This window comes from Streptomyces sp. YIM 121038 (genome assembly GCF_006088715.1).
GTDB lineage: Bacteria > Actinomycetota > Actinomycetes > Streptomycetales > Streptomycetaceae > Streptomyces.
On the sequence record NZ_CP030771.1, the window covers coordinates 267,329 to 289,458 of the forward strand.

General features: G+C 71.9%; 23 protein-coding genes and 1 pseudogene. 12 read left to right on the forward strand and 12 right to left on the reverse strand.

Annotated elements, in window-relative coordinates:
- Nucleotides 1–22 precede the first annotated feature (22 nt).
- On the forward strand, nt 23–817 hold the full coding sequence (locus tag C9F11_RS01065) for a DeoR/GlpR family DNA-binding transcription regulator (protein ID WP_171075591.1): 795 nt from the start codon (nt 23–25) through the stop codon (nt 815–817).
- A gap of 171 nt (nt 818–988) precedes the next feature.
- Here the strand turns inward: C9F11_RS01065 and C9F11_RS01070 are convergent, their stop codons facing one another.
- The 3 genes from C9F11_RS01070 to C9F11_RS01080 form a co-directional block, all read right to left on the reverse strand.
- Nucleotides 989–1,855, reverse strand: a complete 867-nt coding sequence (locus tag C9F11_RS01070) for an aminoglycoside phosphotransferase family protein (RefSeq protein WP_171075592.1) — start codon at nt 1,853–1,855, stop codon at nt 989–991.
- Nucleotides 1,856–2,062: 207 nt separating this feature from the next.
- Nucleotides 2,063–2,596: a GNAT family N-acetyltransferase gene (locus C9F11_RS01075; RefSeq protein WP_138957444.1), complete on the reverse strand. Its 534-nt coding sequence runs from the start codon at nt 2,594–2,596 to the stop codon at nt 2,063–2,065.
- A 454-nt stretch (nt 2,597–3,050) separates the two neighbouring features.
- On the reverse strand, nt 3,051–3,875 hold the full coding sequence (locus tag C9F11_RS01080; RefSeq protein ID WP_138957445.1) for an AraC family transcriptional regulator: 825 nt from the start codon (nt 3,873–3,875) through the stop codon (nt 3,051–3,053).
- Nucleotides 3,876–3,967: 92 nt separating this feature from the next.
- On the opposite strand from C9F11_RS01080, the gene merB reads away from it, so the two are divergent.
- On the forward strand, nt 3,968–4,675 hold the full coding sequence (merB, locus tag C9F11_RS01085) for an organomercurial lyase (protein ID WP_138957446.1): 708 nt from the start codon (nt 3,968–3,970) through the stop codon (nt 4,673–4,675).
- 277 nt (nt 4,676–4,952) lie between these two features.
- On the opposite strand, the gene C9F11_RS01090 is transcribed toward merB, so the two are convergent.
- Nucleotides 4,953–5,951, reverse strand: coding sequence for a YafY family protein (locus C9F11_RS01090; RefSeq protein WP_138957447.1), 999 nt, complete (start codon nt 5,949–5,951; stop codon nt 4,953–4,955).
- Nucleotides 5,952–6,014: 63 nt separating this feature from the next.
- Here C9F11_RS01090 and C9F11_RS01095 point away from each other — a divergent pair, with 63 nt between their 5' ends.
- Both C9F11_RS01095 and C9F11_RS01100 read left to right on the forward strand, forming a co-directional pair.
- Nucleotides 6,015–6,326: a hypothetical protein gene (locus C9F11_RS01095; protein WP_138957448.1), complete on the forward strand. Its 312-nt coding sequence runs from the start codon at nt 6,015–6,017 to the stop codon at nt 6,324–6,326.
- Nucleotides 6,323–6,784: a VOC family protein gene (locus C9F11_RS01100; RefSeq protein ID WP_138957449.1), complete on the forward strand. Its 462-nt coding sequence runs from the start codon at nt 6,323–6,325 to the stop codon at nt 6,782–6,784. Before C9F11_RS01095 ends, C9F11_RS01100 begins: the two co-directional genes overlap by 4 nt.
- 188 nt (nt 6,785–6,972) lie before the next feature.
- Here C9F11_RS01100 and C9F11_RS01105 read toward each other — a convergent pair whose 3' ends face one another.
- Together C9F11_RS01105 and C9F11_RS01110 are read right to left on the reverse strand one after the other, a co-directional pair.
- Nucleotides 6,973–7,734 carry a hypothetical protein gene (locus tag C9F11_RS01105; protein WP_171075593.1) on the reverse strand — a complete coding sequence of 254 codons (762 nt, stop codon included), beginning with the start codon at nt 7,732–7,734 and terminating at the stop codon, nt 6,973–6,975.
- Nucleotides 7,735–7,888: 154 nt separating this feature from the next.
- Complete coding sequence (locus tag C9F11_RS01110; RefSeq protein ID WP_138957451.1) at nt 7,889–8,398, reverse strand: GNAT family N-acetyltransferase; 510 nt, start codon at nt 8,396–8,398, stop codon at nt 7,889–7,891.
- A 238-nt stretch (nt 8,399–8,636) separates the two neighbouring features.
- Here C9F11_RS01110 and C9F11_RS48425 point away from each other — a divergent pair.
- Nucleotides 8,637–8,803 (forward strand): annotated as a pseudogene (locus tag C9F11_RS48425) (IS5/IS1182 family transposase); the annotation flags it as partial.
- Between the two features lie 60 nt (nt 8,804–8,863).
- Here C9F11_RS48425 and C9F11_RS01120 read toward each other — a convergent pair.
- Nucleotides 8,864–9,601, reverse strand: a complete 738-nt coding sequence (locus tag C9F11_RS01120; protein ID WP_138957452.1) for an SDR family oxidoreductase — start codon at nt 9,599–9,601, stop codon at nt 8,864–8,866.
- Nucleotides 9,602–9,685: 84 nt separating this feature from the next.
- On the opposite strand from C9F11_RS01120, the gene C9F11_RS01125 reads away from it, so the two are divergent.
- Nucleotides 9,686–10,345 carry a TetR/AcrR family transcriptional regulator gene (locus C9F11_RS01125; protein ID WP_138957453.1) on the forward strand — a complete coding sequence of 220 codons (660 nt, stop codon included), beginning with the start codon at nt 9,686–9,688 and terminating at the stop codon, nt 10,343–10,345.
- 196 nt (nt 10,346–10,541) lie between these two features.
- Nucleotides 10,542–11,468 (forward strand): 2-dehydropantoate 2-reductase, encoded by a 927-nt coding sequence (locus C9F11_RS01130; RefSeq protein WP_138957454.1) that lies wholly within the window; start codon nt 10,542–10,544, stop codon nt 11,466–11,468.
- A gap of 115 nt (nt 11,469–11,583) precedes the next feature.
- Here C9F11_RS01130 and C9F11_RS01135 read toward each other — a convergent pair whose 3' ends face one another.
- A complete protein-coding gene (locus tag C9F11_RS01135) occupies nt 11,584–12,546 on the reverse strand; it encodes a quinone oxidoreductase (protein WP_138957455.1) in 963 nt (320 codons plus the stop codon).
- 150 nt (nt 12,547–12,696) lie between these two features.
- Here C9F11_RS01135 and C9F11_RS01140 point away from each other — a divergent pair, with 150 nt between their 5' ends.
- From C9F11_RS01140 to C9F11_RS01150, 3 genes are all read left to right on the forward strand, one after another.
- Nucleotides 12,697–13,467 (forward strand): alpha/beta hydrolase, encoded by a 771-nt coding sequence (locus tag C9F11_RS01140; protein WP_138957456.1) that lies wholly within the window; start codon nt 12,697–12,699, stop codon nt 13,465–13,467.
- Between the two features lie 123 nt (nt 13,468–13,590).
- Nucleotides 13,591–14,784: a 4-hydroxybenzoate 3-monooxygenase gene (locus C9F11_RS01145; RefSeq protein WP_171076040.1), complete on the forward strand. Its 1,194-nt coding sequence runs from the start codon at nt 13,591–13,593 to the stop codon at nt 14,782–14,784.
- 144 nt (nt 14,785–14,928) lie between these two features.
- Entirely contained in the window at nt 14,929–16,599 is a 1,671-nt protein-coding gene (locus C9F11_RS01150; protein WP_138957457.1) for a methyltransferase, read from the forward strand.
- A 3-nt stretch (nt 16,600–16,602) separates the two neighbouring features.
- On the opposite strand, the gene C9F11_RS01155 is transcribed toward C9F11_RS01150, so the two are convergent.
- The 4 genes from C9F11_RS01155 to C9F11_RS01170 all read right to left on the reverse strand — a co-directional run bounded on the left by C9F11_RS01155 (nt 16,603) and on the right by C9F11_RS01170 (nt 20,049).
- Complete coding sequence (locus C9F11_RS01155; RefSeq protein WP_138957458.1) at nt 16,603–17,619, reverse strand: winged helix-turn-helix domain-containing protein; 1,017 nt, start codon at nt 17,617–17,619, stop codon at nt 16,603–16,605.
- 294 nt (nt 17,620–17,913) lie between these two features.
- A complete protein-coding gene (locus tag C9F11_RS01160) occupies nt 17,914–18,186 on the reverse strand; it encodes a hypothetical protein (RefSeq protein ID WP_138957459.1) in 273 nt (90 codons plus the stop codon).
- 141 nt (nt 18,187–18,327) lie between these two features.
- On the reverse strand, nt 18,328–18,780 hold the full coding sequence (locus C9F11_RS01165) for an NUDIX domain-containing protein (protein ID WP_249401536.1): 453 nt from the start codon (nt 18,778–18,780) through the stop codon (nt 18,328–18,330).
- Nucleotides 18,781–18,813: 33 nt separating this feature from the next.
- A complete protein-coding gene (locus C9F11_RS01170) occupies nt 18,814–20,049 on the reverse strand; it encodes an MFS transporter (protein WP_249401537.1) in 1,236 nt (411 codons plus the stop codon).
- A gap of 243 nt (nt 20,050–20,292) precedes the next feature.
- Between C9F11_RS01170 and C9F11_RS01175 the strand changes: the two genes are divergently transcribed.
- Together C9F11_RS01175 and C9F11_RS01180 are read left to right on the forward strand one after the other, a co-directional pair.
- Entirely contained in the window at nt 20,293–20,748 is a 456-nt protein-coding gene (locus C9F11_RS01175; protein ID WP_138957461.1) for a helix-turn-helix domain-containing protein, read from the forward strand.
- Between the two features lie 112 nt (nt 20,749–20,860).
- Entirely contained in the window at nt 20,861–22,111 is a 1,251-nt protein-coding gene (locus C9F11_RS01180; protein ID WP_138957462.1) for a cytochrome P450, read from the forward strand.
- Nucleotides 22,112–22,130: the final 19 nt, after the last annotated feature.

Consider the following 22,130-nt stretch of genomic DNA (forward strand, 5'->3'; position numbering starts at 1 on the left):
GCTGACACGGGGAGGGCTACACATGACCGGTACAGCCACAGGCCGCGTGAGCGTGACGGAGGGCGAGGAACGCCGCCGCCACATCGTGGTCACTGCCCGCCGGGCGGGATCCGTCGACGTCACCGCGATCGCCGCGGACCTCGGTGTGTCCAAGGAGACGGTGCGGCGCGATCTGAGCTGGCTGGCGCGGCGCGGTCTGCTGCGGCGTACGCACGGGGGCGCGTACCCGTTGCAGAGCACGGGATTCGAGACGACGCTCGCGTCCCGCACGCGCACGCACGTCGAGGAGAAGACGCGGATCGCGGCGGCCGCCGCCGGGCTCCTGCGCGATGCCGGGACGGTCTTCGTCGACGAGGGCCACACTCCCCAGCTTGTCGCCGAGGCACTGCCCGACGACCGTCCGCTGACCGTGATCACGGCGTCGCTCGCCGCCGCCCAAGCCCTGGCGACCCGGCCCCGGGCCAGGGTCCTGCTCCTCGGCGGCCGGGTCCGGAGCGGCACGATGGCCACCGTCGACCACTGGGCGGCCCGGATGCTGTCGGAGTTCGCCGTCGACCTGGCGTATCTGAGTGCCAACGGCATCTCCCGCGAGCACGGCCTCACCACCCCCGACCCGACCGTCAGCGAGGTCAAGCGGCAGGCCGTACGCGTCTCACGCCGGCGCGTGTTCTGCGGGGTGCACGCCAAGTTCGGCGCGGTGAGCCTCTGCCGGTTCGCCGAGGCGCGCGCCTTCGAGACGATCGTCACCGACATCCGACTCCCCCAGAGCGAGGCCCGCCGCTACGCGCTGCTCGGACCGGAGGTGCTGCGGGTGTGACGGCGACGGCCTGGGATCGGCCGACTTCGTCGCGCGCGACCGGGGGTGGGCGGGGGCCCGTACCGCCCCGCGGCCGACCGTTGACCGGCGGCAACGACTCGATCTTCCGCCACTGCGCGCGCCCGTGCCTGCCTGACCACGAGGCCGCCCGAGGAAGACCTCCGGCAGCTGCTACAGGCCGCCCAGTCGCTTGCTCATCGTGTCGAGTGTCGGCCAAGGAGGGCCTTCGTGCAGCGCGCGCAGGAGCTCTTCTCCGAATAGCCTCCCTTTCGGGAACTGGTCGCCGAGCTCCCAGCGCCACGCTGCGACCATCGCGAGGACGAGCTGGCGGCACTCGTCCAGCAGCCCTTGGTCGATGTCCGGGTAGTGCTCGCAGACCTCCTCGGGAACGTGGGCGAGGTCGAACTCGACGGGTCCGCGGCAGCACGTTTCAAGGTCGATGAACAACGGGCCGGTTTCCGTGCTGAGCACGTTGCCTGGATGCGGCTCGCCGTGGAGCAGTTGTTCCGCGGCGCCGCGCTCCTCGATCGCTCGTCGCAGGCTTGCCAGTCTGCCGCTGAGGAAGACGCGGTCTGCGTCGGCGAGCTCCGGCGAGCGCTCCGGGTCGGCGACGACTTCTTCCGCCTCCGTGATCCGGTCCGTGAACCGTGGGCTCGGCACATCGACCTTGCGCATGCCGGCGTGCAGCAGTTCCAGCGCCTTGGCGCAGTCGGCTGGTGAGACGTGAGGGGTCACGGGCTCGTAGTAGGTCCACAGCGTCACGGTGAAGCCGTCGCGCGTGTACACACGCGGGGCCGCCCGAGGCTCCAAGGGGCACACCGGGCATCCGGTCCCGGTGAGCCGCTGAGCGAGCTCGACTTCGAACTGTGCCACCTCCTGTCCCACGGGGGCGACGCGGGCGAAGACGTCGCATGGCGTCAGCCGCAGTGCCAGCTTGTTCGAGTTGTGGAGCACGATGGCGCCGCTGGCTGGCAGGCCGAGCGATGCGGCGATGGAAGTCGCTGCCGCTGTCGCACGCGTAACGTCGGACATCTCCATTCTCGAATCCTGGCGAACCGGCCGCCGGAAGTCTCCTCGATTACCGCGTCGGACGCGGGTCGGCTGCGGGAGGCCAGTGCCCTCGTGGCGTGGAACGGACAGTGGCGGCCGCGGGCACCACGCCCGCGGCCGCCACCGCTGTTCATCGAGCTCAGGGGTGTATGAACAGCGGTCGGCTGTCGTGTGGTGAACGGTGGTGCGGCTGGTTCATGCCTGGAACTCGGTGAGGTCGATGGTGTGGACCTGGAGGGGGTAGGCGTACTGCGGGTGTGTCGTCTCCCGTTCGGGCACCATGCCGAGCTTGCGGATGATGTTCTCGGAGGCGTGGTCTCCCACCCGGCTGATACTGATGACGCGGTCCAGGCCGCGGTCCTGGAGTGCGAACTCCAGCGTGGCGTGGGCGGCTTCGGAGGCGTATCCCTGGCCCCAGAACGGTGAGCCGAGCCGCCAGCTGATGGCCACGGCGGGCCCTGCCTCCGGCAGGAACTCGGGTACGGACAGACCCGTGAAGCCCGCCAGTTCACCCGAGGCCAGCAGTTCGACGGCGAAGAGTCCGAAGCCCTCCTCGTCCCATTCCTCCTCCCACCGCTCGATTTCCTCTGCGGTGTGGTCCAGGTCGCGTACCGAGCCGTCGTCGATCCAGCGCATGACCCGCGGGTCCGCGTTGATGTCCGCCATCGGCGCGAGGTCGTCGTCGTGCCAGCGACGCAGGAGGAGGCGGGGGGTGCGGATCTCGGTCATGGCCCCCATCCTGCCGAAGGAAACGGCCATAGCGGTAATCCGGCGCTCAGCCGCGCGGGCACCGCGGGACCGCACGCTGCCCGCAGCGCACACCATGACGGGTGAAACGCCGGGCCGACCGCTGAGCACATGACGTGCCACTCCGGCAGCGAGGTGAGACCGATGCCATCGCCGTGGCGGCCACCGGAACGTCGGCGCCTACTACGCGATCGCCTGCCTCGGCTGCCGCTCCGCCTCCGCGCAGAACGGGCAGCGCACCTACATCACGCGCGAGCGGCTGCACGCCTGGGTGAGCGGCGCCCGCCGCCCCGCACACGTCCGGACCGCGTCCGCGCGGCAACCGGGCGGCCCGCGCCCTTCATTCGCAGGGAGTGGCCGAATGGCCACCTGCCAAGTCCAGCGTGTTGAAGACGTTCCTGGCCACCTGAGCAGACCTCAGGACGGCCGCAGTGCGTCACGCCGTGCGGTAGGCAGCGGGAGTGACGCCGTAGGTGCGGGCGAACCAGCGGGTGAGGTGGGCCTGGTCGGCGAAGCCCGCCTCGGCGGCGGCCGTCGCCGGTGGCGTGCCCTCGGCCAGGAGGGCACGGGCTCGGCGCAGCCGCAGATCGCGCTGGTAGTCGCTGGGGGCGAAGCCGTACGCGGTGCGGAAGCCCCGGTACAGCGTGAAGCGGCTGCATCCGGCCGCTCGCGCCAGGTCGTCGGCGGAGATGTTGTCGGCGAACCGTTGCCGCAGCAGAGTGCGGGCCCGGTCCAGGGCGGCGAGGTCCGTGCGGCCCGGCCGGTCCGGTCCGGGCGTGGGCTTCGTCGAAGCGTGACGGCTCAGGAGCAGGACGGCGGCGGTGAGGCGTTCCTCGACGACCAGGCGCGGCGCGTTCTCGGTGACCGCGGCGTGGAGGCGGGCGACGGCTCGGGCCAGAGCCGGGTTGTCCACGACCGGGGTGTCGAAGAGCGGCAGCCGCGCCTCGGTGGGCAGCGCGTCGGCGAGTACGTCCCGGACGTGGTCTTCGCCCAGGTGCAGCATCCGGTAGCGGTAACCGTCGCGGACGGCCGACTGCCCGTCGTGAGGGTCGTCCGGATTGAACACCATGACCAGCCCGGCCGCGCTGACGTGGCGCTCTCCCCTGCACACGAAAGACTGCGCACCGTGATCGGTCACCCCGAACGAGTACGTGTCGTGGGCGTGCATCGGGTACGCGTACCGCTCGAAGCGGGCGTCCATGGCTTCCAGCGCGAGCTCGGGAACCCGCCAGTAGGCGGCGCGCTCTGCGGACGACGTCATGTCCCCATGGTCCCGCACGAGCGTTCAAGCCCCCGCCCCTGCCCAGGGAGCACGCTGGACTCATCGTCTCCACCAGCGAAGGAACCACACGCATGACCGAGAACGCCTCGACAGCACCGGCGAGCCCCGATGAGACCGAGGGGGTGCGCCTGGCCGTCTACCGCGGATTCGCCCGTACCGGACGCGCACCGAGCGTGCCGGAGCTCTCCGCGCTCACCGCACTCGCCCCCGGCCGGGTACGCCGGGAACTGCGCACCCTCCACGCACGCCACGATCTGGTCCTGGACCCGTACGACGAAGACCACATCGTGATGGCCCACCCCTTCGCCTCCGTACCGCTCGGCTTCTCCGTCATGGGGACGCGGGCCCTGTGGTGGGGTGGCTGCGCCTGGGACTCGTTCGCCCTGCCCCACCTGCTCAAGGACGAGCCCGACGTGCTGGTCGCCACCCGCTGCCCGGCCTGCGACGCCCCGCACGCCTGGGTCGTCGGCCGCCAAGGACCCCCGAAGGGCGACCAGGTGGCCCACTTCCTCACCCCCATGAGCCGGGTCTGGGACGACGTCGTGCGCACCTGCGGCAACCAGCGCCTGTTCTGCTCCACCGACTGCGTCGACACCTGGCTGCACACGACGGGGCACGAGCGCGGCTACGTCATGGACCTGGCCACGCTGTGGCGCTTCGCCAGCGACTGGTACACCGGACGCCTGGAGCGGGGCTACGTCCGCCGTGACCCCGCCGCCGCGGCCTCCTACTTCGCCGAGGTCGGCCTGCACGGCTCTTTCTGGGGGCTGCCCGACTGACTCTCTTCGGGGCAGGAGGATGTGGTGCGGGGCCGGATGAGGAGGAGCCCGGTGCCGGTGCAGTGTCAACCGCAGTGCCTGGGTACGAATACGAAGCCGTCCACGGCCAGTTCGCTGGACATGCCGTTGGCGGAGTTCGCGACGACGGCCAGGCATATGAAGGGGCGTGGCCTTCTCGCCCTCGACCACCGCAGCCCGGGCCCGAGTCCTCGATATCCGGGGCGGAAGCATAAGTGCTCAGTGCAGAGGCGCTCCTGGGCGCTGGCGGGGTCGCGGCTCATGGCTCCTCCATGTCCGGCACCTGTGAGACCGTCGCACCGGCCGACAGCAGTCTCTCCGCCAGCGCGCGGCAGCGCCTTCCGAGCTCCGGAGGGTCGAGTACCTCGAAGTCGTGCCCCAGCAGGAGTACGTGCATGAGCACGAAGTCGAGGCTGGCGGCGCCACTGAGCACCTCGCAGAGCTCGCTCCCCCGCCGTCGCACGACGGCCGCCGACGCCGGAATCTGCGCGCGCACCGTGTCGGCCGACGCGTGCACGAGGAAGCGCGCCTGGTGCGGGTAGGCCCGGCTCGCCACACCCTCCTGCACGTACGTCGCCGCGTCGGGCGCAGCACGCGGGCAGAAGCGCCAGGTCCGTGCGGACGCGTCGGTCATCCGGTCGACACGGAAGCTGCGCCAGTCGTCGCGATCGAGGTCGTAGGCGAAGAGGTACCAGCGCCGGTCGGAGGCGACCAGGCGGTAGGGCTCGACCCGTCGCCGTCGCACCTCGCTTCCGGACGGGTAGTCGAAGTCGGCCTCGACCTCGTCGCGGCAGGCTCTGGCCAGTGTCATGAGCACCTCGGGGTCGACGGGTGTGCGGCCTCCCCCGAAGGACTCCACCGAGCCGGAGAGTGCGCGCACCTCGTACTGAAGCCGGGTGGGCAGCACCTGGTCGAGTTTGGTCAGCGCCCGGAGCGCGGCGTCGCCGGCGCCGGCGACCGCGCCGCCCGCGCCGGCGAGCAGCGAGACCGCGGTGGCGATCGCCTCTTGGTCGTCGAGAAGCAGCGGCGGCAGGTGCTGCCCCGGGCCGAGTTGGTAGCCGCCGCCGACGCCCTGGCTGGCGTGCACCGGATAACCGAGCGTGCGCAGCCGCTCGACATCACGCCGTACCGTGCGCGGTGTGACCCCGAGCCGGTCGGCGAGCTCGGGGCCGGTCCAGACCTGGCGCTGCTGCAGCAGCCCGAGCAGGGTGAGCACCCGCTCCGTCGTACCCCGCTCGTTACCGCTTGCCGCGTCCACGCCGCCCACCCTGCCAGAGATAGCGGACCGATCCTGTCCGCTAGGAGCGTCAGGGTGGGCGGCATGGACGCAGACCACCTCGACTGGAACCGGTCGCTGCGCGAGCAGCGGGAGGTCCACGGGAACCATCAGCTCCGAGCCCGGCTCGAGGGCCTCACCGACGACGAGTACTTCTGGTCGCCGGTGCCGGACGCCTGGAGCGTGCGGCCGCGCGGCAGCGTCCCGATCGGCGCGAAGGAGCCCTTCCCCGAGGCGCCCACGGCCGATCTGGTGCTGCACGTTCACCGCGAGCTGATCCACCGCCTGTCCGAGGTCTGCCTGCCGCGCGACCTCTACCGGCACACGAAACCCGCTACGAACGGAGCAACCCGATGAGCCGCCACATCCAGATCACCTTCGACGCCCACGACCCGCGGGCGCTGTCGTCCTTCTGGCGCGACGCACTGGGCTACGTCCACCCCGGCCCGCCCGGAGTCGACCTGCCCGAGGGCGCCGACCCGCTGGCCGCATGGGACGACTTCCTCGCGCGGATCGGCGTACCGGAGGAGCAGCGCACCACGAGATCGGCCATCGAGGACCCGGACGGACACGGTCCACGGCTGTTCTTCCAGCAGGTGCCGGAGGACAAGGTCGCCAAGAACCGCGTCCACCTCGACGTCCGTGCGGCTCCCGGGCTGCGGGGAGAGGAGCGGATGGCGGCACTGGAGGCGGAGTGCGAGCGGCTTGTCGCGCTGGGAGCGACGCGGGTACGTCGCCACGAGCCCGCTCCCCCGATGAACGCCGGCTTCATCGTGATGACCGACCCCGAGGGCAACGAGTTCTGCCTGGACTGACGCGGCTCGGCTGTAGTCGCCGAGCCGCGGTCGGCCTTGACCGCGCCGCCGGTGTTTCCCGGGGCCGCGGTCAAGGTCGCGGTCATGCTGGCCGACGGCCGTGGAGACCCGGCTGCCGCCAGCCCTGAGCCTGCCCGGAGGCGCTGGAGCTCGTCCAGCTCGCTGCCCGGCAGATCGAGGACGACCTCTTACCGCACTACGACGTTGTCCGCGGCCGAAGTCGACGGCCCGGTGGTGGTGTTGCCGTAGTACGCCCAGCGCCACGCGCCCGTCTTGGACGCCTTCACGGTCGCCTTGAGAGCACCCGAGCCGTTGGCGTGCACCTTCTTCACCGTGGTGTAGGAGGTGGCTCCGCTGGGCTTGAACTGCAGGCTCACCAGACGGCTTCCGTAGGAGGTGTACTTCTTCGTCTCCCAGTCGGCCCGCGTGACCTTGCCGGTCACGGTGAGGGTCTTGCCCTTGGCGACCGGCTCGGGCGCGGCGTTCACACTCAGGCGGGAGTTGCGCTTGACGTAGGCGGTCAGGCCCGCGTTGTCCGTGTCACCGCCGCCGCCCTTGAAGGACACCTCGGCCGCGACCTTCCAGGCTCCGGCCTCGCTGTTGCGCATGTCCCACTCGGTGGGGTCGAAGTACATCGTCTCGTTGAAGTCGCAGACACCCGAGCTCACCTCGTGGCAGTCGCTCGTTTCGATGGCGTGCCACAGCTGGTCGCTCGTGGTACCGCGGTACAGGAACACGGCCGACCACTTCCACTTGCGGGTGGTCGCCATCCGGAAGGAGGTGGGCACCGCGACCTCGGACAATCCGATCACGATCGGCTTGCCGCCGTTCACCTTGACGCGGGTGAAGGAGGCCCCGCCCTCGGCCGCCCCGGCCGGCACCGCGGCCAGGCCCGTGAACACCGCCGCCGCGCCACCGGCCACGACAGCTCTCCAGACGTTCTTGCCCACCTGATCTCCGATCTCTGTACTGAAGGGCGCCGGAGAGCCCTCCTCCGGCGCCCTTCAGACCGCCGGGACCCGTACAGGGTTGTGCACCCGTAGATCACGATCGGGCCTCAGTGGATCTCCGCCTCGTCCCCGACCTCGCACTGAATCTTCGCCTTCAGCGCTGGGCATCAGCCGGGGCGTCGAAGGTGATCCAGGTATCGGGTGGCAGGTCTGGGCGACCGGCTACCGGCCTGCGTTCCTCAGTCCACGCGTCGCCAGCGATCTCCGTAGCGACGCGACGCCAGAATGCGACTGCGGCGACGTTGCTCTCTTGGAAGGCGACTTCCCACGGCCCCGGGTGCTTCGCCAGGACCTCGTGAACCGCTCGCAGCCCGATCCCTGACCTGCGCGCCCCACGGACCACGAAGAAGCTGTTCAGGACGCGCGTCGGAGCAGTCAGACTGCGGACGAACGCGAGGCCAACAGGGGATGCGCCACTGGTCAAGAGATAGGGAGCCCAGTCGGCCTGCGTGAGGGCGGCGTGGAGCCATTCGCTCCGGAAGGTGCCGTCGGGGTTGGGCAGAGCGCTGTTGAACTCCGACATGTCGTGCCGGAACAGCAACCAGAGGCGCTCCAGTATTGGCTGGTCGGTCGCATCGGCGAGGCGCGCAGATACGTCGGTCATGAATCTCCTTCGTGGTGCGTGAAATCGTGGTGCGTGCGTGGGCCCTCGTGGGATCGCGTGACGGGGATGGGCTCGCGGTGGTGGCCCGGTGAGTCCGGGGGTGAGCCCGGGCATGAAAAAAGCCTCCCTGGCGGAGGCGAGGCCCGGCCAGGAAAGCTTGAGTACTGACAGGCAACGTATCACTGTTCCCGATGTGCCCCTGTCCTATGGGGACGGGGCCGGGCAGGGGGCAACATCGGCTGATGCTGACGCGGAAGGCCGCATCGACCGGTCCATGGTGAGCGTGGACTTCACCTCCCGCCGGGCCCACCAGCACGCCCCGGGAGCACGCAGGAAGCCCCCGTGGCTTCCGGGAAAGGGCACACGCCTCCGCAGCGCCGCCCCGATGAGGGTCTGGGACGCTCACTCGGCCGGGAGTGCGGCCCATCGCTTGGAGGGAACCGGACGCGCACCACCGGCCGTGGTTCAGGCCCGGGTGTAGCCGCCGTCGGCGAAGAGTTCGGCGCCGGTGACGAACGACGAGGCGTCCGAAGCCAGGAAGAGGGCGGCCTCGGCGATTTCCTCGGCGTCGGCAAGCCGCCCCAGTGGCACGACGGCCTCGGCGAACCGGTCGGCGTCCGGCCCCGCGGCGCCCAGCAGGCCAGGAGTCCGCGTGGGTCCGGGGCTGAGCACGTTGACCCGGAATCGGCGCTCGCGCGACTGCCGGGCCCAGTTGTGTACGAGGTTGCTCAGTGCGGCCTTCGAGGCGCTGTAGACCTCGAGTTGCTCGTTGGGCCGCACGCTGTTGCTGGAGCCGACGACCAGGATGGAGGCGTTCTCCGCCAGCAGCGGAAGCGCCTTCTGGACGGTGAACAGTGGGCCCTTGACGTTGACGGCGAGCGTCAGGTCGACGTTCGCCTCGGTGTGGGCGCCGAGCGCGGCGTCCGCGACGATTCCCGCGTTGGCCACCAGAACGTCGATGCGTCCGGCCTCCTCGCGGACGCGCGCGTAGAGCGCGTCCAGGTCGGCCAGGACCGAGACGTCGGATCGTACGCCGGTGGCCGCAGGGCCCATCTCCTTGACTGCCGCTTCGAGGCGGTCGGTGTCCCGGCCGGTCACGAAGACCCGCGCGCCCTCCCGGACGAAGCGGTGGGCGATGGCCAGTCCGATCCCGCTGGTCCCTCCGGTGATCACGGCCACCTTCTCTTGCAACACGCCTGGCATGTCGAACCCCTTCAGTTGTGGAACGGATCGTCCATAACGTAGGCAGTAATGGACGATCGAGTCAAGAATGGCTAGGCTGCGACCATGCCGAGACCACGCGCATTCGACGAACGCCAAGTCCTGGAGCGGGCACGGGAACAGTTCTGGGCGACCGGCTACGCGGGTACCCGGATGGACGACATCGCCCGGGCGACCGGCCTGGGCAAGGGCAGCCTGTACGGCGCGTTCGGCGACAAGGGCAAGCTGTTCCACCGCGTGTTCGGCGACTGGTGCACCGCGGTCGTCGAGGTGGCCGAAGGGCGGCTGGCAGGCGGCCCGGACGCGGAGGCCCTGACCCGGCTGTCGGGATACGTGCACCTCATGGCGGAGAACACCGCTTCCGACACCGAGCACCGCGGATGCCTGCTGGCCAAGGGCACGGCGGAACTGGCCCAGCACGATCCGACGGTCGCCGGGCGTTCGGCCGAGACCATGACGGCGCTGCTGGCCCTGCTGCGGACGGAGATCAGCGCCGCCCAGCGCCACGGCGACATCGACAGCGCTGCGGATCCGGAGCGGTTGGCGGCCCTGCTGCTGACGGTGGTCCGCGGCATCGAGGCGGTGGGCAAGGCCGGCCTGACCCCGGAGGCGCTGCGGAACGTCGCAGACACCGCACTGGCGGTCCTGCCCAGGCCCGAGGGGCAGAGACGCCGCGGGCGCAGCCCGGCCCGTGAGAACCAACTCGATGGCACCACGGCCACATGATCCGCCGGACAGCACCCAAGCCTGACCCAAGGATTCTCTTGGGTCAGGCCAATAAATTCCGAGGATTGACTTGGCTTTTGCCTGCGCTCGATGATCGTCTCGGGCCCGAGGCGGCAACCTGACCCGCCCTCCTGTCACGTCCGGACGAGGCCGGGGCAGCGGGGCAGGTGCCGACCCGTGAATCGAGAGGACCCCCATGCCCCACACCACGCCGCCGCTCAGCAGCGGCTCCCACCCCCTCCCGCCCCGCTCGACGGTGGCGGTGCTCGGCCCCGGAGGGATCGGCGGCCTCCTCGCCGCGCTGCTCTCCCGCGCCGGGCACCGCGTGATCTGCCTCGCCACCGAAGGGACCGCACGCACCCTGCGCCGCAGCGGCATCCGCGTACACAGCGCGCAGTTCGGTGACTTCACCGCCGCGGTCGAGGCGGACACCGTGCTGCGGGAACCCGTCGACCTGTGCCTGGCGACCGTCAAGCAGACCGCGCTCGCCGCGGCGCTCGACCGTGTCCCGCCCCGTCTCCTCGACGGCGGATACGTGCTGCCCCTGCTGAACGGCGTCGAGCACCTGGACACCTTGCGGAAGCGCTTCGGCGCGGAACGGGTGGTACCGGCCGTGGTGCGCGTCGAGTCCACCCGAACCGCCCCGGGCGTCGTCGAACACGGCAGCCCGTTCCTGGAGATCGACCTGGCCCTCCGGCACGAGCCCCACGTCCCGCTCGCCGCGTTGCTCGCCTCCGCCGGAGCGGACACCCGCGTCGTGCCGGACGGGAACGCCGTGCTCTGGGCCAAGCTGGCGTTCCTGGCCCCCTTCGCCCTGCTCACCACCCGCTACGGCCTGCCGATCGGCGGCATCCGGTCCGCGCGGCGCGAGGAACTGGTGGCCCTGGTCGAGGAGACCACCGCCGTCAGCAGGGCCTGCGGCGCGTCCACGGACGCCACCGGGGTCCTGGCCCGCTACGACGCCTTCCCTCCCGGCAGCAAGTCGTCGATGCAGCGCGACGCGGAAGCGGGCCGCCCGCTGGAACTCGACGCGATCGGCGGAGCCCTGCTCCGGGCGGCGGAGCGCCACGGCATCCCCGTACCGCTGGCGGAACGCCTGATGGCCGAACTGGAAGGCCGCTGAGCCCCGCTCCCCCACGACCGGCCCCGGCGGGGCTCGGCCCGATCGAGCCCCATTCAGCCGAGCCCGTTCAAGGGGATCGAGGGCAGCACGGGGGGCCGCCTCCAGTGATCGCCCGTCAGGGCAGGAGCAGCAGCTTGCCGGTCGTGCGGCGGGACTCCAGGTCCGCGTGGGCGCGGGCCGCGTCCGCGAGCGGGTAGCGGCCGGTGACGCGCGGGACGAGCCGACCCGCGAGGATCAGGTCGAACACCTCCCCCGTCCGCCGCAGCAGGGCCTCGCGGGTGGGGACGTGGTGGTGCACCACGGGGTAGGTCAGCAGGATGCTGTTGGGCAGGTCGGTGGGGCGCAGGGTGGGGACGCCCATGAAGGGGCCGTAGTAGGCGTGCACGCCGTGCGGGCGCAGGGACAGCTGCGAGGAGCGGAACGTCCCGGCGCCGCCGCCGTCGTAGACGACGTGGGCACCCTGTCCGCCGGTCAGCTCCCTGATCTGCTCCTCGAAGCCGCCGCCCGAGTGGACGAGCACGTGGTCGGCACCGGCCTCCTTGGCCATGGGCGCCTTCTCCTCGCGGGAGACCAGTCCGATCACCCGGCCGCCGCGCGCGCCGATCATCTGGGTGAGCAACCGGCCGACCCCGCCCGCCGCGGCGTGCACCACGGCGGTGTCACCCGGGCGGATCGGGTAGGTCTCGGTGCTCAGGTGGCTGGCGGTGAGGCCCTGCATCATCACGGCGGCGGCGGTCTCGTCGCTGATGCCGTCGGGCACCTTGACGAGCGAGTCCACCGGTACGGCGAGCAGTTCGGCGTAGCTGCCCGGGTGGTAGAACCAGGCCACCCGGTCACCGACGGCCAGGTCCCGGGCGCCTTCGCCGAGGGCGGTGACGCGGCCCGTCCCCTCGACGCCGAGGACCGCGGGCGCCGCCCAGCCGGGGCCGCCCTCGGCGCGGGCGCCGACGTCCATGTAGTTCACCCCTGCGGCACCCACCCGCACCAGCGCCTCACCGGGGCCGGGCGTCGGATCGGGCAGCTCGGTCCACCGCATGACCTCGGGGCCGCCGTGCTTCTCGATTCGGATGGCGCGCATGGGGTGACACCTCTCTGCGTCGACGGGAGCGTCTTGTCGGGAACGGCAGCACCGTAGGTCGCCGAAATTGGACCAGCAAGTCCAAACCCGGGCCGGGGCAAGGGCGTTGCTCGGCCACCGCTCACAGGCGTCGGCACTAGCATCCGAGGCATGCGGGAGTACTTCACGGCAGGGAAGCAGCAGTTGTCCTTTCTGGACGCCGGTGGTTCGGGCCGCCCACTGCTGGCACTTCACGGGCACTACAACGAGGCGTCGGTCTTCGCCCCGCTGGCCGAGGCGCTGGCGCCGGAGTGGCGCGTCATCGCCCTGGACCAGCGCGGGCACGGCGAGTCCGACCGCGCCGAGAGCTATCGAAGGGCCGACTACGTCGCCGACGTCGCGGCCTTCCACCGCCATCTGGGACTCGGCCCGGTGCCGGTCCTCGGCCACTCCATGGGCGGCGCGAACGCCTATCAGTACGCCGCCCGGCACGCGGACCAGGTCACCGCCCTGATCGTCGCGGACGTCGGCGCGGTGGTGGACGCCGACTGGTCGATGGCCACACAGCTGCCTCTCGGCCAACCGTCACGCGAGGCCCTGGTCACGGCTCTCGGCCCGATGGCGCCCTACCTCGCGTGCTCCTTCCGCTCCTCCGATGCCGGATGGGGCTATTCGTTCGACATCGAGCACACGGTGCTGTCCAGTCAAGCCCTGACCGGCTCCTACTGGGGCGACTGGGACGCCGTGACCTGCCCGACCCTGCTGATCCGGGGAGCGGACAGCCCCGTACTGACGCGGGACCACGCCCGGGACATGGTCGCCCGCCGGTCCGGCCGGGCCCAGCTGGTCGAGCTTCCGGCCGGGCACGTCGTGCAGTGCGACGCCCCTGCCGCGTTCGCCACCACCGTACGTACGTTCCTCACTCAACTGCCACCGGCGTAAAGGCGCTTCCGCACGCGCCCAACCCATCAGGTCCCACCAGGTCAGTGCCACGACCGGGTGATACTTCGGTCAGAGGCAGAGATTCCCATGCATAAGATCTGCCCCGTGACAGAACATCAGCACATGCCCACCGCCGACGGCTCTGCCGACGTGGTGATACTCGGTGCCGGTCCAGCGGGACTGGTTCTGGCCAATCTGCTGCTCACGCGCGGCGTCGACTGCGTCGTGCTGGAGCGGGCCGAGCTCGAGCACCTCCACGCGCGGGCCCGGGCGGGATTCCTCGCGGCCAACACCGTACGGATCCTGGACCGGCACGGGCTGGCCGACGGGCTGCTCCAGCGCGGGCACACCCACAGCACATGCGAGTTCCGAACCGAGGACGGCCGGTTCCAGTTGGACTACAGCGGGCTCGGCCGCGGGGAAGTGCACACCGTGTACCCCCAACAGGAGCTGGTGGGCGACCTGTTGTCGCACTACCTGGCGGCGGGCGGCCGGATCAGCTTCGGCACGGAAGCGGTGGCCGTACGGGACGCGGACGGCGAGGAGCCGTCGGTGAGCGTGCGGACCGCGGACGGGCGGCCCGGGCGGTGGCGGGCGCGGTACGTCGCCGGATGCGACGGCCGGCACGGGGCGGCGCGGCGCTCGATCCCGGACCACTCGGTCCGCCGCTTCCACCGCGATCACGGCGTGACCTGGCTGGGCCTGCTCGCCGAGGCACCCCCCAGCCTCGACGCCGTCGGCTACGCGGTCCACGAGCGGGGTTTCGCCGGGCACATGGCACGCACCTCCGCCATCACGCGCTACTACCTCCAGTGCGAGCGCGGCACCCCGGCCGACTCCTGGTCGGACGAGCGGATATGGGACGAGCTGGACCTGCGCATGGGGGCCAAGGAGTACGGCCCGCTGCGCCGTGGCCTGATCGTGCAGCGCAGCGCCATCGACCTGGAGTCGGACGTCCTCGAACCCCTCCGGTACGGCGCGCTGTTCCTGGCGGGTGACGCCGCGAGCCTGATCAGCCCGTCCGCCGCCAAGGGGGCGAACCTCGCGGTCCTGGAGGCCGAACTCCTCGCGCGCGCCCTCGTCGACGACCTCACCCGCAAGGACCCCACCGGCGTAGAGAGCTACTCGGCCCGCTGCCTCGCCCGCATCTGGAGCGCGCAGGAGTTCTCGCACTGGATGATCGAGCTGCTGCACGGCGCCTCCGGCAGGGACGACGCGTCCCTCTTCCTCAACCGCACGCGACGCTCCCGCATGGCGTCGCTGCGCACCTCGCGCAGCCAGCAGGACTGGTTCGCCGAGCGCTACGTCGGCGTGTGAGACGCCGCGCCTCCGCCCCCCTGCCCCCGCCCCCCGCCTTCGGCCATCCCCACCTGACACCACCTCCGCCTGAGACCGCTCTCCTCTCAGGCCACTTCCCCTCGGTTCTCCCACCTCAGCTCTCCCCGGAATGAGGACGCCCCGTTGATCACGGCGTTGTCGGACGACACCTCGCGCCTGCGCGCGACGGTCGACTTTGTCACCCAGCAGGACAGCGAGTCCCTCCTGCCGCTCCTGCTCCCCGGGCTCGACGGCCCGGAGCTGCGCGCGCTGGTGGAGCGGTGCCGCTTCGCGCACGCCGCGCTGCTCGTCTTCCCCGTCCACGCGCTGGCACTGGAGGCCACGCTGGCCGAGTGCGGCCTGGTCACCCGGACACCGCCGCAGCCGAGCGTGGTCGTACGCGAACGCCTGGCGCTGCGGCACCGTCGCACGGCCGACGACCTCGACGTGCGCATCCTGCGCCCGGCGGTGCTCGGCCGTGACGGGCACCGCCGCACGGTCGAGGTGTTCGCCCTCACCGTGCCGCCGGGCTCGGACCTGGAGGAGATCGCCGCGCTCGAACTCGCCCGGCACGACGAGGCGCACGTCGCCTTCGAGGTGCAGGCCCCCGACCCGCTGGTGCTGCGCGGGCTGCGCGCGTCCTTCGCCTTCCACGGGGCGCTCCCGGACGGCGGCGGATACAACCCGCACGAGAACGGCACGGTCTTCTACTTCGCCGCGCCCACCACGTCCCGGGCCGGATACCGCCGCATCGAGCTGTACGCCCCCGGTGACCACCGCTGTCAACTCGCCGCGCACCTGGCCGACTTCCACCGCCAGCAGCCGCCCGAGGCGCTGCTGCGGCTGCTCACCGGGGCCTGGACCACGCAGGCCCTGGCCACCGCCGCCCAGCTGCGGGTGCCCGACGCGATGGAGACCGACCGCGCCGTCGACGCCGGGGCCCTGGCGGGCAAGGTGGCGGCGGACCCGGACAGCCTGACGGTGCTCCTGCGCTACCTCGCCTCGCTCGGCGTCGTCGCCGAGGAGGCTCCCGGCAGCTTCCGGCTCACCGCCCTCGGCGCGCTCCTGCGCACGGAGGGCCCGGGCTCGATGCGGCCCCTGGCCCTCTTGTACGGCGGACCGTTCTACCAGTCCTTCGCCGCCCTCGCGCACACGGTGCGCACCGGGCAGGTCGCCTTCGAGTACCTCTTCGGCGCCCACCACTTCGACCACTTCGCCGCCGACCCCCGTCTCGCCGAACTCTTCGACCAGTCCATGGCCGCGAACTGGCGCATGTTCGAGCCGCTTCCCACCCATCCGGTCCTCACCGCGGCGGCCCGCAAGCCGCGGGGAGCCACCGTGGTCGACATCGCGGGCGGCAACGGGGAGCTGCTCAGCCGCATCCTCGCCGCGCATCCGGGGCTCGACGCCGTGCTGCTGGAACGCCCGCACGTCGTCGCGGCCGCCCGCCGCCGCCTCGGCGGCGCCCGGTGCTCGTACGTGGCGGGGGACTTCGCGGACGTACCTGCGGGCGCGGACGTGTATCTCCTCTGTCGCGTGCTGCACGACTGGGACGACGAGCGGTGCCGCGACATCCTGCGGCACTGCGCCCGCGCCATGCCCGCCGACGCCGACCTGCTCATCGTCGAGCGCCTGCTGCCCACCGACAACTCGCCGTCCCTCGCCACCGCCTGGGACCTCCACATGCGGTGCAACGTCGGGGGGCGCGAGCGCACGGCCGACCACTACGGCCGGCTGCTGGCCGACGCGGGCCTCACCCTGGCCGGGCACCGGCCGCTGCCGCTGGACGGCCATGTGCTGCACGCCCGCAAGTGAGGTCTAGCCGGTCGGCGGCGGCCCCGCGTCCAGCAGGGCGCGGCCGAGCGGGGTCAGGGCGTGCCTGACCCCCGGGCCCTCCCGGCGGGTGGTGAGCAGCCCGGCGGTCCGCAGCACCGAGGCGTGGTGGCTGGCCGTCGCGGCGGAGGTGCCGATGCGCCGGGCCAGCTCGACGGTGCCGACCGGGCTCCGCACCTCCCGGAGGGTCCGGGCCCGGGTGGCACCGAGGAGAGCGCTCAGGCCGCCCTCGGCCGCCTGTGTCTCACACGTCACCACGGAGGCGCGGTCGAGGAGGGAGCGCGCGAGCGGGTAGCGCAGGACGAAGGGCCGCTCGGGCTCGGCGTTGTCGACCAGCACGAGCGGCCTCGGGCAGAAGAACGTCGGGACGAGCAACAGCCCGCGGCCGCCCAGGTCGAGGTCGGTGTCCATGTCGCAGGGCACGCTCAGGACGCCCCGGCTCCAGGAGATCTCGGGGTGCAGGGTGCCGAGCAGCCCCTCGACGCCCGTGTCGACGGCGGTCAGGGCCCGCTGGGCACGGTCGTTGTGGGCGCACGCGAGGAGTTGTGACCAGTAGGGCGCCACCGCGAGGGCGTGGTAGGAGCGCAGCTCACGGCGGACGAGCGCCGCCCAGGTGCGGTCCCCGTGGTGCAGTTCGTGGATCCAGCGCGGCGCGCGGGGCCGCAGCAGCCGGGTGGCGCGCCAGTCGGCGGCCCACTGGCCGCCCGGCAGCGACCAGGTGTGGTCGAGGCTGTCCGCGAGACTGCCGGTGACGGCGTGCGTGAACACCTCGGGGACGTACTCGCCGACGCCCGCGGGCGCCAGGTCGAACAGGAGCCCCATCTCGGGCCGCAGGGCGCGGCGGGTGCGCTCGCGCCAGCCGGACAGGGCCGCGGTCGCCGCCCGGTCTGGCCGCTCCGCCTGGAGCAGCGGCAGGCTCAAGACGGTCTCGGCGAGGGGGTCGGGGCGGTCCGCGACGCGTACCCGGGACAGGTCGTCGGCGGTGAGGTGGATGCGTAGCACCGTCGTGTCTCCAGGCGCTCGGCGGGTCGGGGCGCGCGCCCGGCGGCGGTCGGTCCGGCCGTCGTCGGCCGAGCCGCGCGATCACGCTAACCGGCGCTGCGCCCACCGGGGCGGCCGCGCACCCCATCTGGCCAAAGTGCTCCGCCCAGGCCTACGGAATGTCCAATTTCGATGCGCCTCGAAGGGCTTTGAGCGGCGGCTGGGTCGGGGGCGAGACTGGTTCACGTACAGGGGGGGGAGGACCCGGTCGGCGCCGCCGCGCGGTGTCGGCCGGGCCCCTCGCACCCGCTGGTCTCAGTGGTCGTCCGCGGCCTGGGCCAGCGCTGCCTTGAGCAGGGCCACGGTTGAGGCGGTCGTGGCCGCGCGGACCGCGTCCTGGTCGGTGTGCTCGGCCTCTTCGAGGAGGATCACAGCGGCCTGGAGTACGCCGACGTGCACCGGAACCGTCCGCAGCGCGGCGAGCGCGGCACCGGCCCGGTCCGCCGCGGACACGGAGTCGCCGGCCTGGGGAATGAGCGCGAAGACACCGCGCCCCAGCGCGCGGTCGCGGGAGGAAGGCGTGGTCACCCGGGGATTCTCCCCTACGGGGCCCGCCCGGTGACAGCCGGTCGCGGTCCCGCGACAGGAGCCCTAGGGCCGCCGTGCCTCGGCAGAGCCCTCCCGGGGTCGTGCCGGAAGGCGGCCGCGGCCCCTGGCCGAGGCTGGGCGCTACCAGGTCGTCGCCTCCCAGTCGTCCGTGTGGAGGGAGTGCGGCTCGCCCTTCAGGTAGTGCTGGATGCCGAGCGCGTTGTACCGGACGGTGTCCTTGGGGAGCGGGTCGACGGGGGCCCAGAGGAGTTCGCTGCACTTGTGGGGTTCGGAGTTGACGACCGTGCCGGTGAAGTCCCGCTCGACGGTGAAGAACCAGCCCACGCGGTCGCGCCCTTCAGGACTGCGGAAGAACATCACATGCGCGAGGCGCACCGCCGCGCGGTCGAGCTGGACGCCGATCTCCTCCCGCGCCTCGCGCACGATCGCGGCGCGGGGGTCCTCCCCCGGATCGACCTTGCCGGAAGGGAGGTTGAGCAGCCCGTCGGCGTATCCGGTGTTGTCCCGCCTGGCCAGGAGGACGGTGTCCCCGCGCCTGAGGATGAGCATGACGTCGTTCTGCGGCTGCCCCACCGGGTCCTCCCGCGATCGTGTGGTCGATGGTCCCTATCGTGGTCGACGGGACCTCGCCCCGGTCGCCGGTCCCGGCGCAGCGTCCCGGGTGAAGGCCCACGCCACGAGGCCGAGGCCGCTGAACGCGGCGCCCAGGACGCAGACGGCGCCCCAGCCCGCCGCCTCGTAGAGGGAGGTCGCGGCGATGGCGCCCGTGGCGCTGCCGATCGAGTAGAAGACCATGTATCCCCCGATGAGGCGGCTGCCCGCGTCCGGGTGCAGGGCGTAGATCAGGGTCTGGTTGGTGACGTGGACCGCCTGGACGGCGAGGTCGAGGAGGATCACTCCGGCGGCCAGGGCCCAGAGGGAGCTGCGGGTGAAGGCCAGGGGCAGCCAGGAGGCGGCGAGCAGGGCCAGGGCGATGCCGGTGGTCTGCCGGGAGCGGCCGCGGTCGTTGAGGCGGCCCGCCACGGTCGCGGCCAGGGCGCCGACGACGCCGATGAGGCCGAACGCCCCGATCTCGCTGTGGGACAGGGAGTACGGGGCCTCGCTGAGCGGGAGCGCGACGCTGCTCCACAGGGTGCTGAAGGAGGCGAAGATCAGCAGGCAGAACAGGGCGCGCAGGCGCAGCAGCGGTTCCCGTACGAACAGGGTGACCGTGGAGCGCAGGAGCTGTCCGTAGCGCAGGGTGGTCGGCGCGGCGGCGCCGTGGCGCGGCAGGACGCGGTACAGGACGACGGCGAGCAGGGCGGTGAGCGTCGCCGACGCGAGGTAGACGGCGCGCCAGCCCGCGAGGTCGGCGATGAGGCCGGAGGCGGTGCGGGCGAGCAGGATGCCGGTGACCACGCCGCTGGTGACCAGGCCGACGACCCGGCCGCGCCCGGCGGCGGGTGCCAGGGAGGCCGCGAAGGCCACGAGCGTCTGCGTGACGACGGCGAGCAGGCCGGTCGCGGCCATGCCCGCGAGGAGCAGCGCCGCCGTGGGGGCGACGGCCACCGCGGTCAGCGCCCCCACGAGGAGCAGCAGTTGGGCCACGATGAGCCTTCTGCGGTCCACCATGTCGCCCAGCGGTACGAGGAGGAAGAGGCCCAGGCCGTATCCGACGTGCGTGAGGGTGACCACGCTGCCGACGAGTGCCGGGCTCATCGCGAGGTCTTCGCCGATGGTCACCAGGAGCGGCTGGGAGAAGTAGACGTTGGCCACCGCGGCTCCGCAGGCGACGGCGAAGAGGATGACGACGCCCCGGGTCAGGGCGAACGCGGGCCCTTCACCCGCGCGCCCCTCCCCCACGCGCCCGCCCCCGGCGGGTCCTTCCCCGGCGGGTCCTTCCCCGGCAGGCCCCGACCCGGAGGCCTCACCTCCTCGCGCCCCGGTTCCTCGCGTCACGGCCTCACCGTTTCCGGGCATGGCTACCCCTCCGCAATCTGGTTTCATCTTGCCACCAACTAACGATGACGGCGACGGTAGGCCCTCTTGGTAGCATGTTGCAACCAGCATGAGCGTGGACGAGGCCGTGTGAGAGCGAGGGACACCATGGTGACCAGGACGCGTTTCGACGACAGTGAATGTCCCGTCGCCCGGTCCGTGGACGCGATCGGCGACTGGTGGTCCCTGCTGATCGTGCGGGACGCCTTCGACGGGAGCAGGCGCTTCGGGGAGTTCCAGCGCAGCCTCGGCGTGGCGAAGAACATCCTCACCGCGCGGCTGCGCACCCTGGTCGACGGGGGCGTCCTCGCCTCCGTCCCCGCGTCGGACGGCAGCGCCTACCGCGAGTACGTCCTGACCCCTAAGGGCAAGGCCCTCTTCCCCGTCATCGTGGCGCTCCGGCAGTGGGGCGAGCAGAACTTCTTCGCCCCGGACGAGCCCCACTCACGACTCGTCGACCGTCGGCAGGAGCGCCGGCTGCGCCCTCTCGAAGTGCTGGCCGCGGACGGGCGGCGCCTTGACCCCGAGGACACCACGGTTCACAAGGTCTCCCCCACGCAGTGAGGTTCGGCTCGCGAGGGCGTCTCCCGGGAAATCCCGCCCCGCGCACCCTGTCGGTTCCTTTTCTTGATCAATAGGGTGGCCCCGCCACGCAGTTGTTCCCCTAAGGAGCCCCGTGTCCACTGCTCAGTCCATACCGGACATCCTCTCGGCCGAGTTCGCCGCCGACCCCTACCCCGTCTACCGCGCACTGCGGGAGCACGCACCGCTCCTGTGGCACGAGCCCACCAAGAGCTATGTCGTCTCGCGCTACGAGGACGTGGCACGCGTCTTCAAGGACAAGGAGTCGGTGTTCACCACCGACAACTACGACTGGCAGCTGGAGCCCGTGCACGGCCGGACGATCCTCCAGCTCAGCGGGCGCGAGCACGCGGTGCGCCGGGCCCTGGTCGCCCCGGCCTTCCGGGGCAGCGAGCTCCAGCACACCTTCCTGCCGGTCATCCGCCGCAACTCCCGCGAGCTCGTGGACGCCTTCCGGGACCGGGGTTCGGCGGACCTCGTGGCGGAGTACGCGACCCGCTTCCCCGTGAACGTGATCGCGGACATGCTCGGCCTGGACAAGGCGGACCACGCGCGGTTCCACGGCTGGTACACGAACGTGATCGCCTTCCTCGGCAACCTCGCGGGCGACCCCGAGGTGACGGCCGCCGGTGAGCGCACCCGTGCGGAGTTCGCCGCGTACATGCTGCCCGTCATCCAGCGGCGGCGCGAGGAGCCCGGGGACGATCTGCTGTCCCGGCTGTGCGCCGCGGAGGTCGACGGCGTCCGCATGAGCGACGAGGACATCAAGGCGTTCTGCAGCCTGCTGCTCGCGGCGGGCGGCGAGACCACGGACAAGGCGATCGCGAGCATCTTCGCGAACCTCCTCGCGCACCCCGACCAGCTCGCCGCGGTGCGCGCCGACCGGTCCCTGATCGACCGGGCGTTCGCGGAGACGCTCCGCCACACCCCGCCGGTCCACATGATCATGCGGCAGACCGCGGCCGAGGTGGAGCTCGCCGGTGGCACCGTCCCGGCCGGGGCGACGATCACCTGCCTGATCGGCTCGGCCAACCGCGACGGCGAGCGCTACGGCGACCCGGACCGCTTCGACCTCTTCCGGGACGACCTCACCACCACGACCGCCTTCTCCGCGGCGGCCGACCACCTCGCCTTCGCCCTCGGCCGGCACTTCTGCGTGGGCGCGCTGCTGGCCCGCGCCGAGGTCGAGACCGGCGTCAACGACCTCCTCGACGCCCTGCCCGACCTGCGCTTCGCGGACGGCTTCGCCCCCGAGGAGCACGGCGTCTTCACCCGGGGGCCGCGGGCGCTGCCGGTGGTCTTCACCCCGGTGGCGCGCCGAGCGGCCCCGGTCTCCTCTCTCTGACCCACGGTGCGAAGTAGCG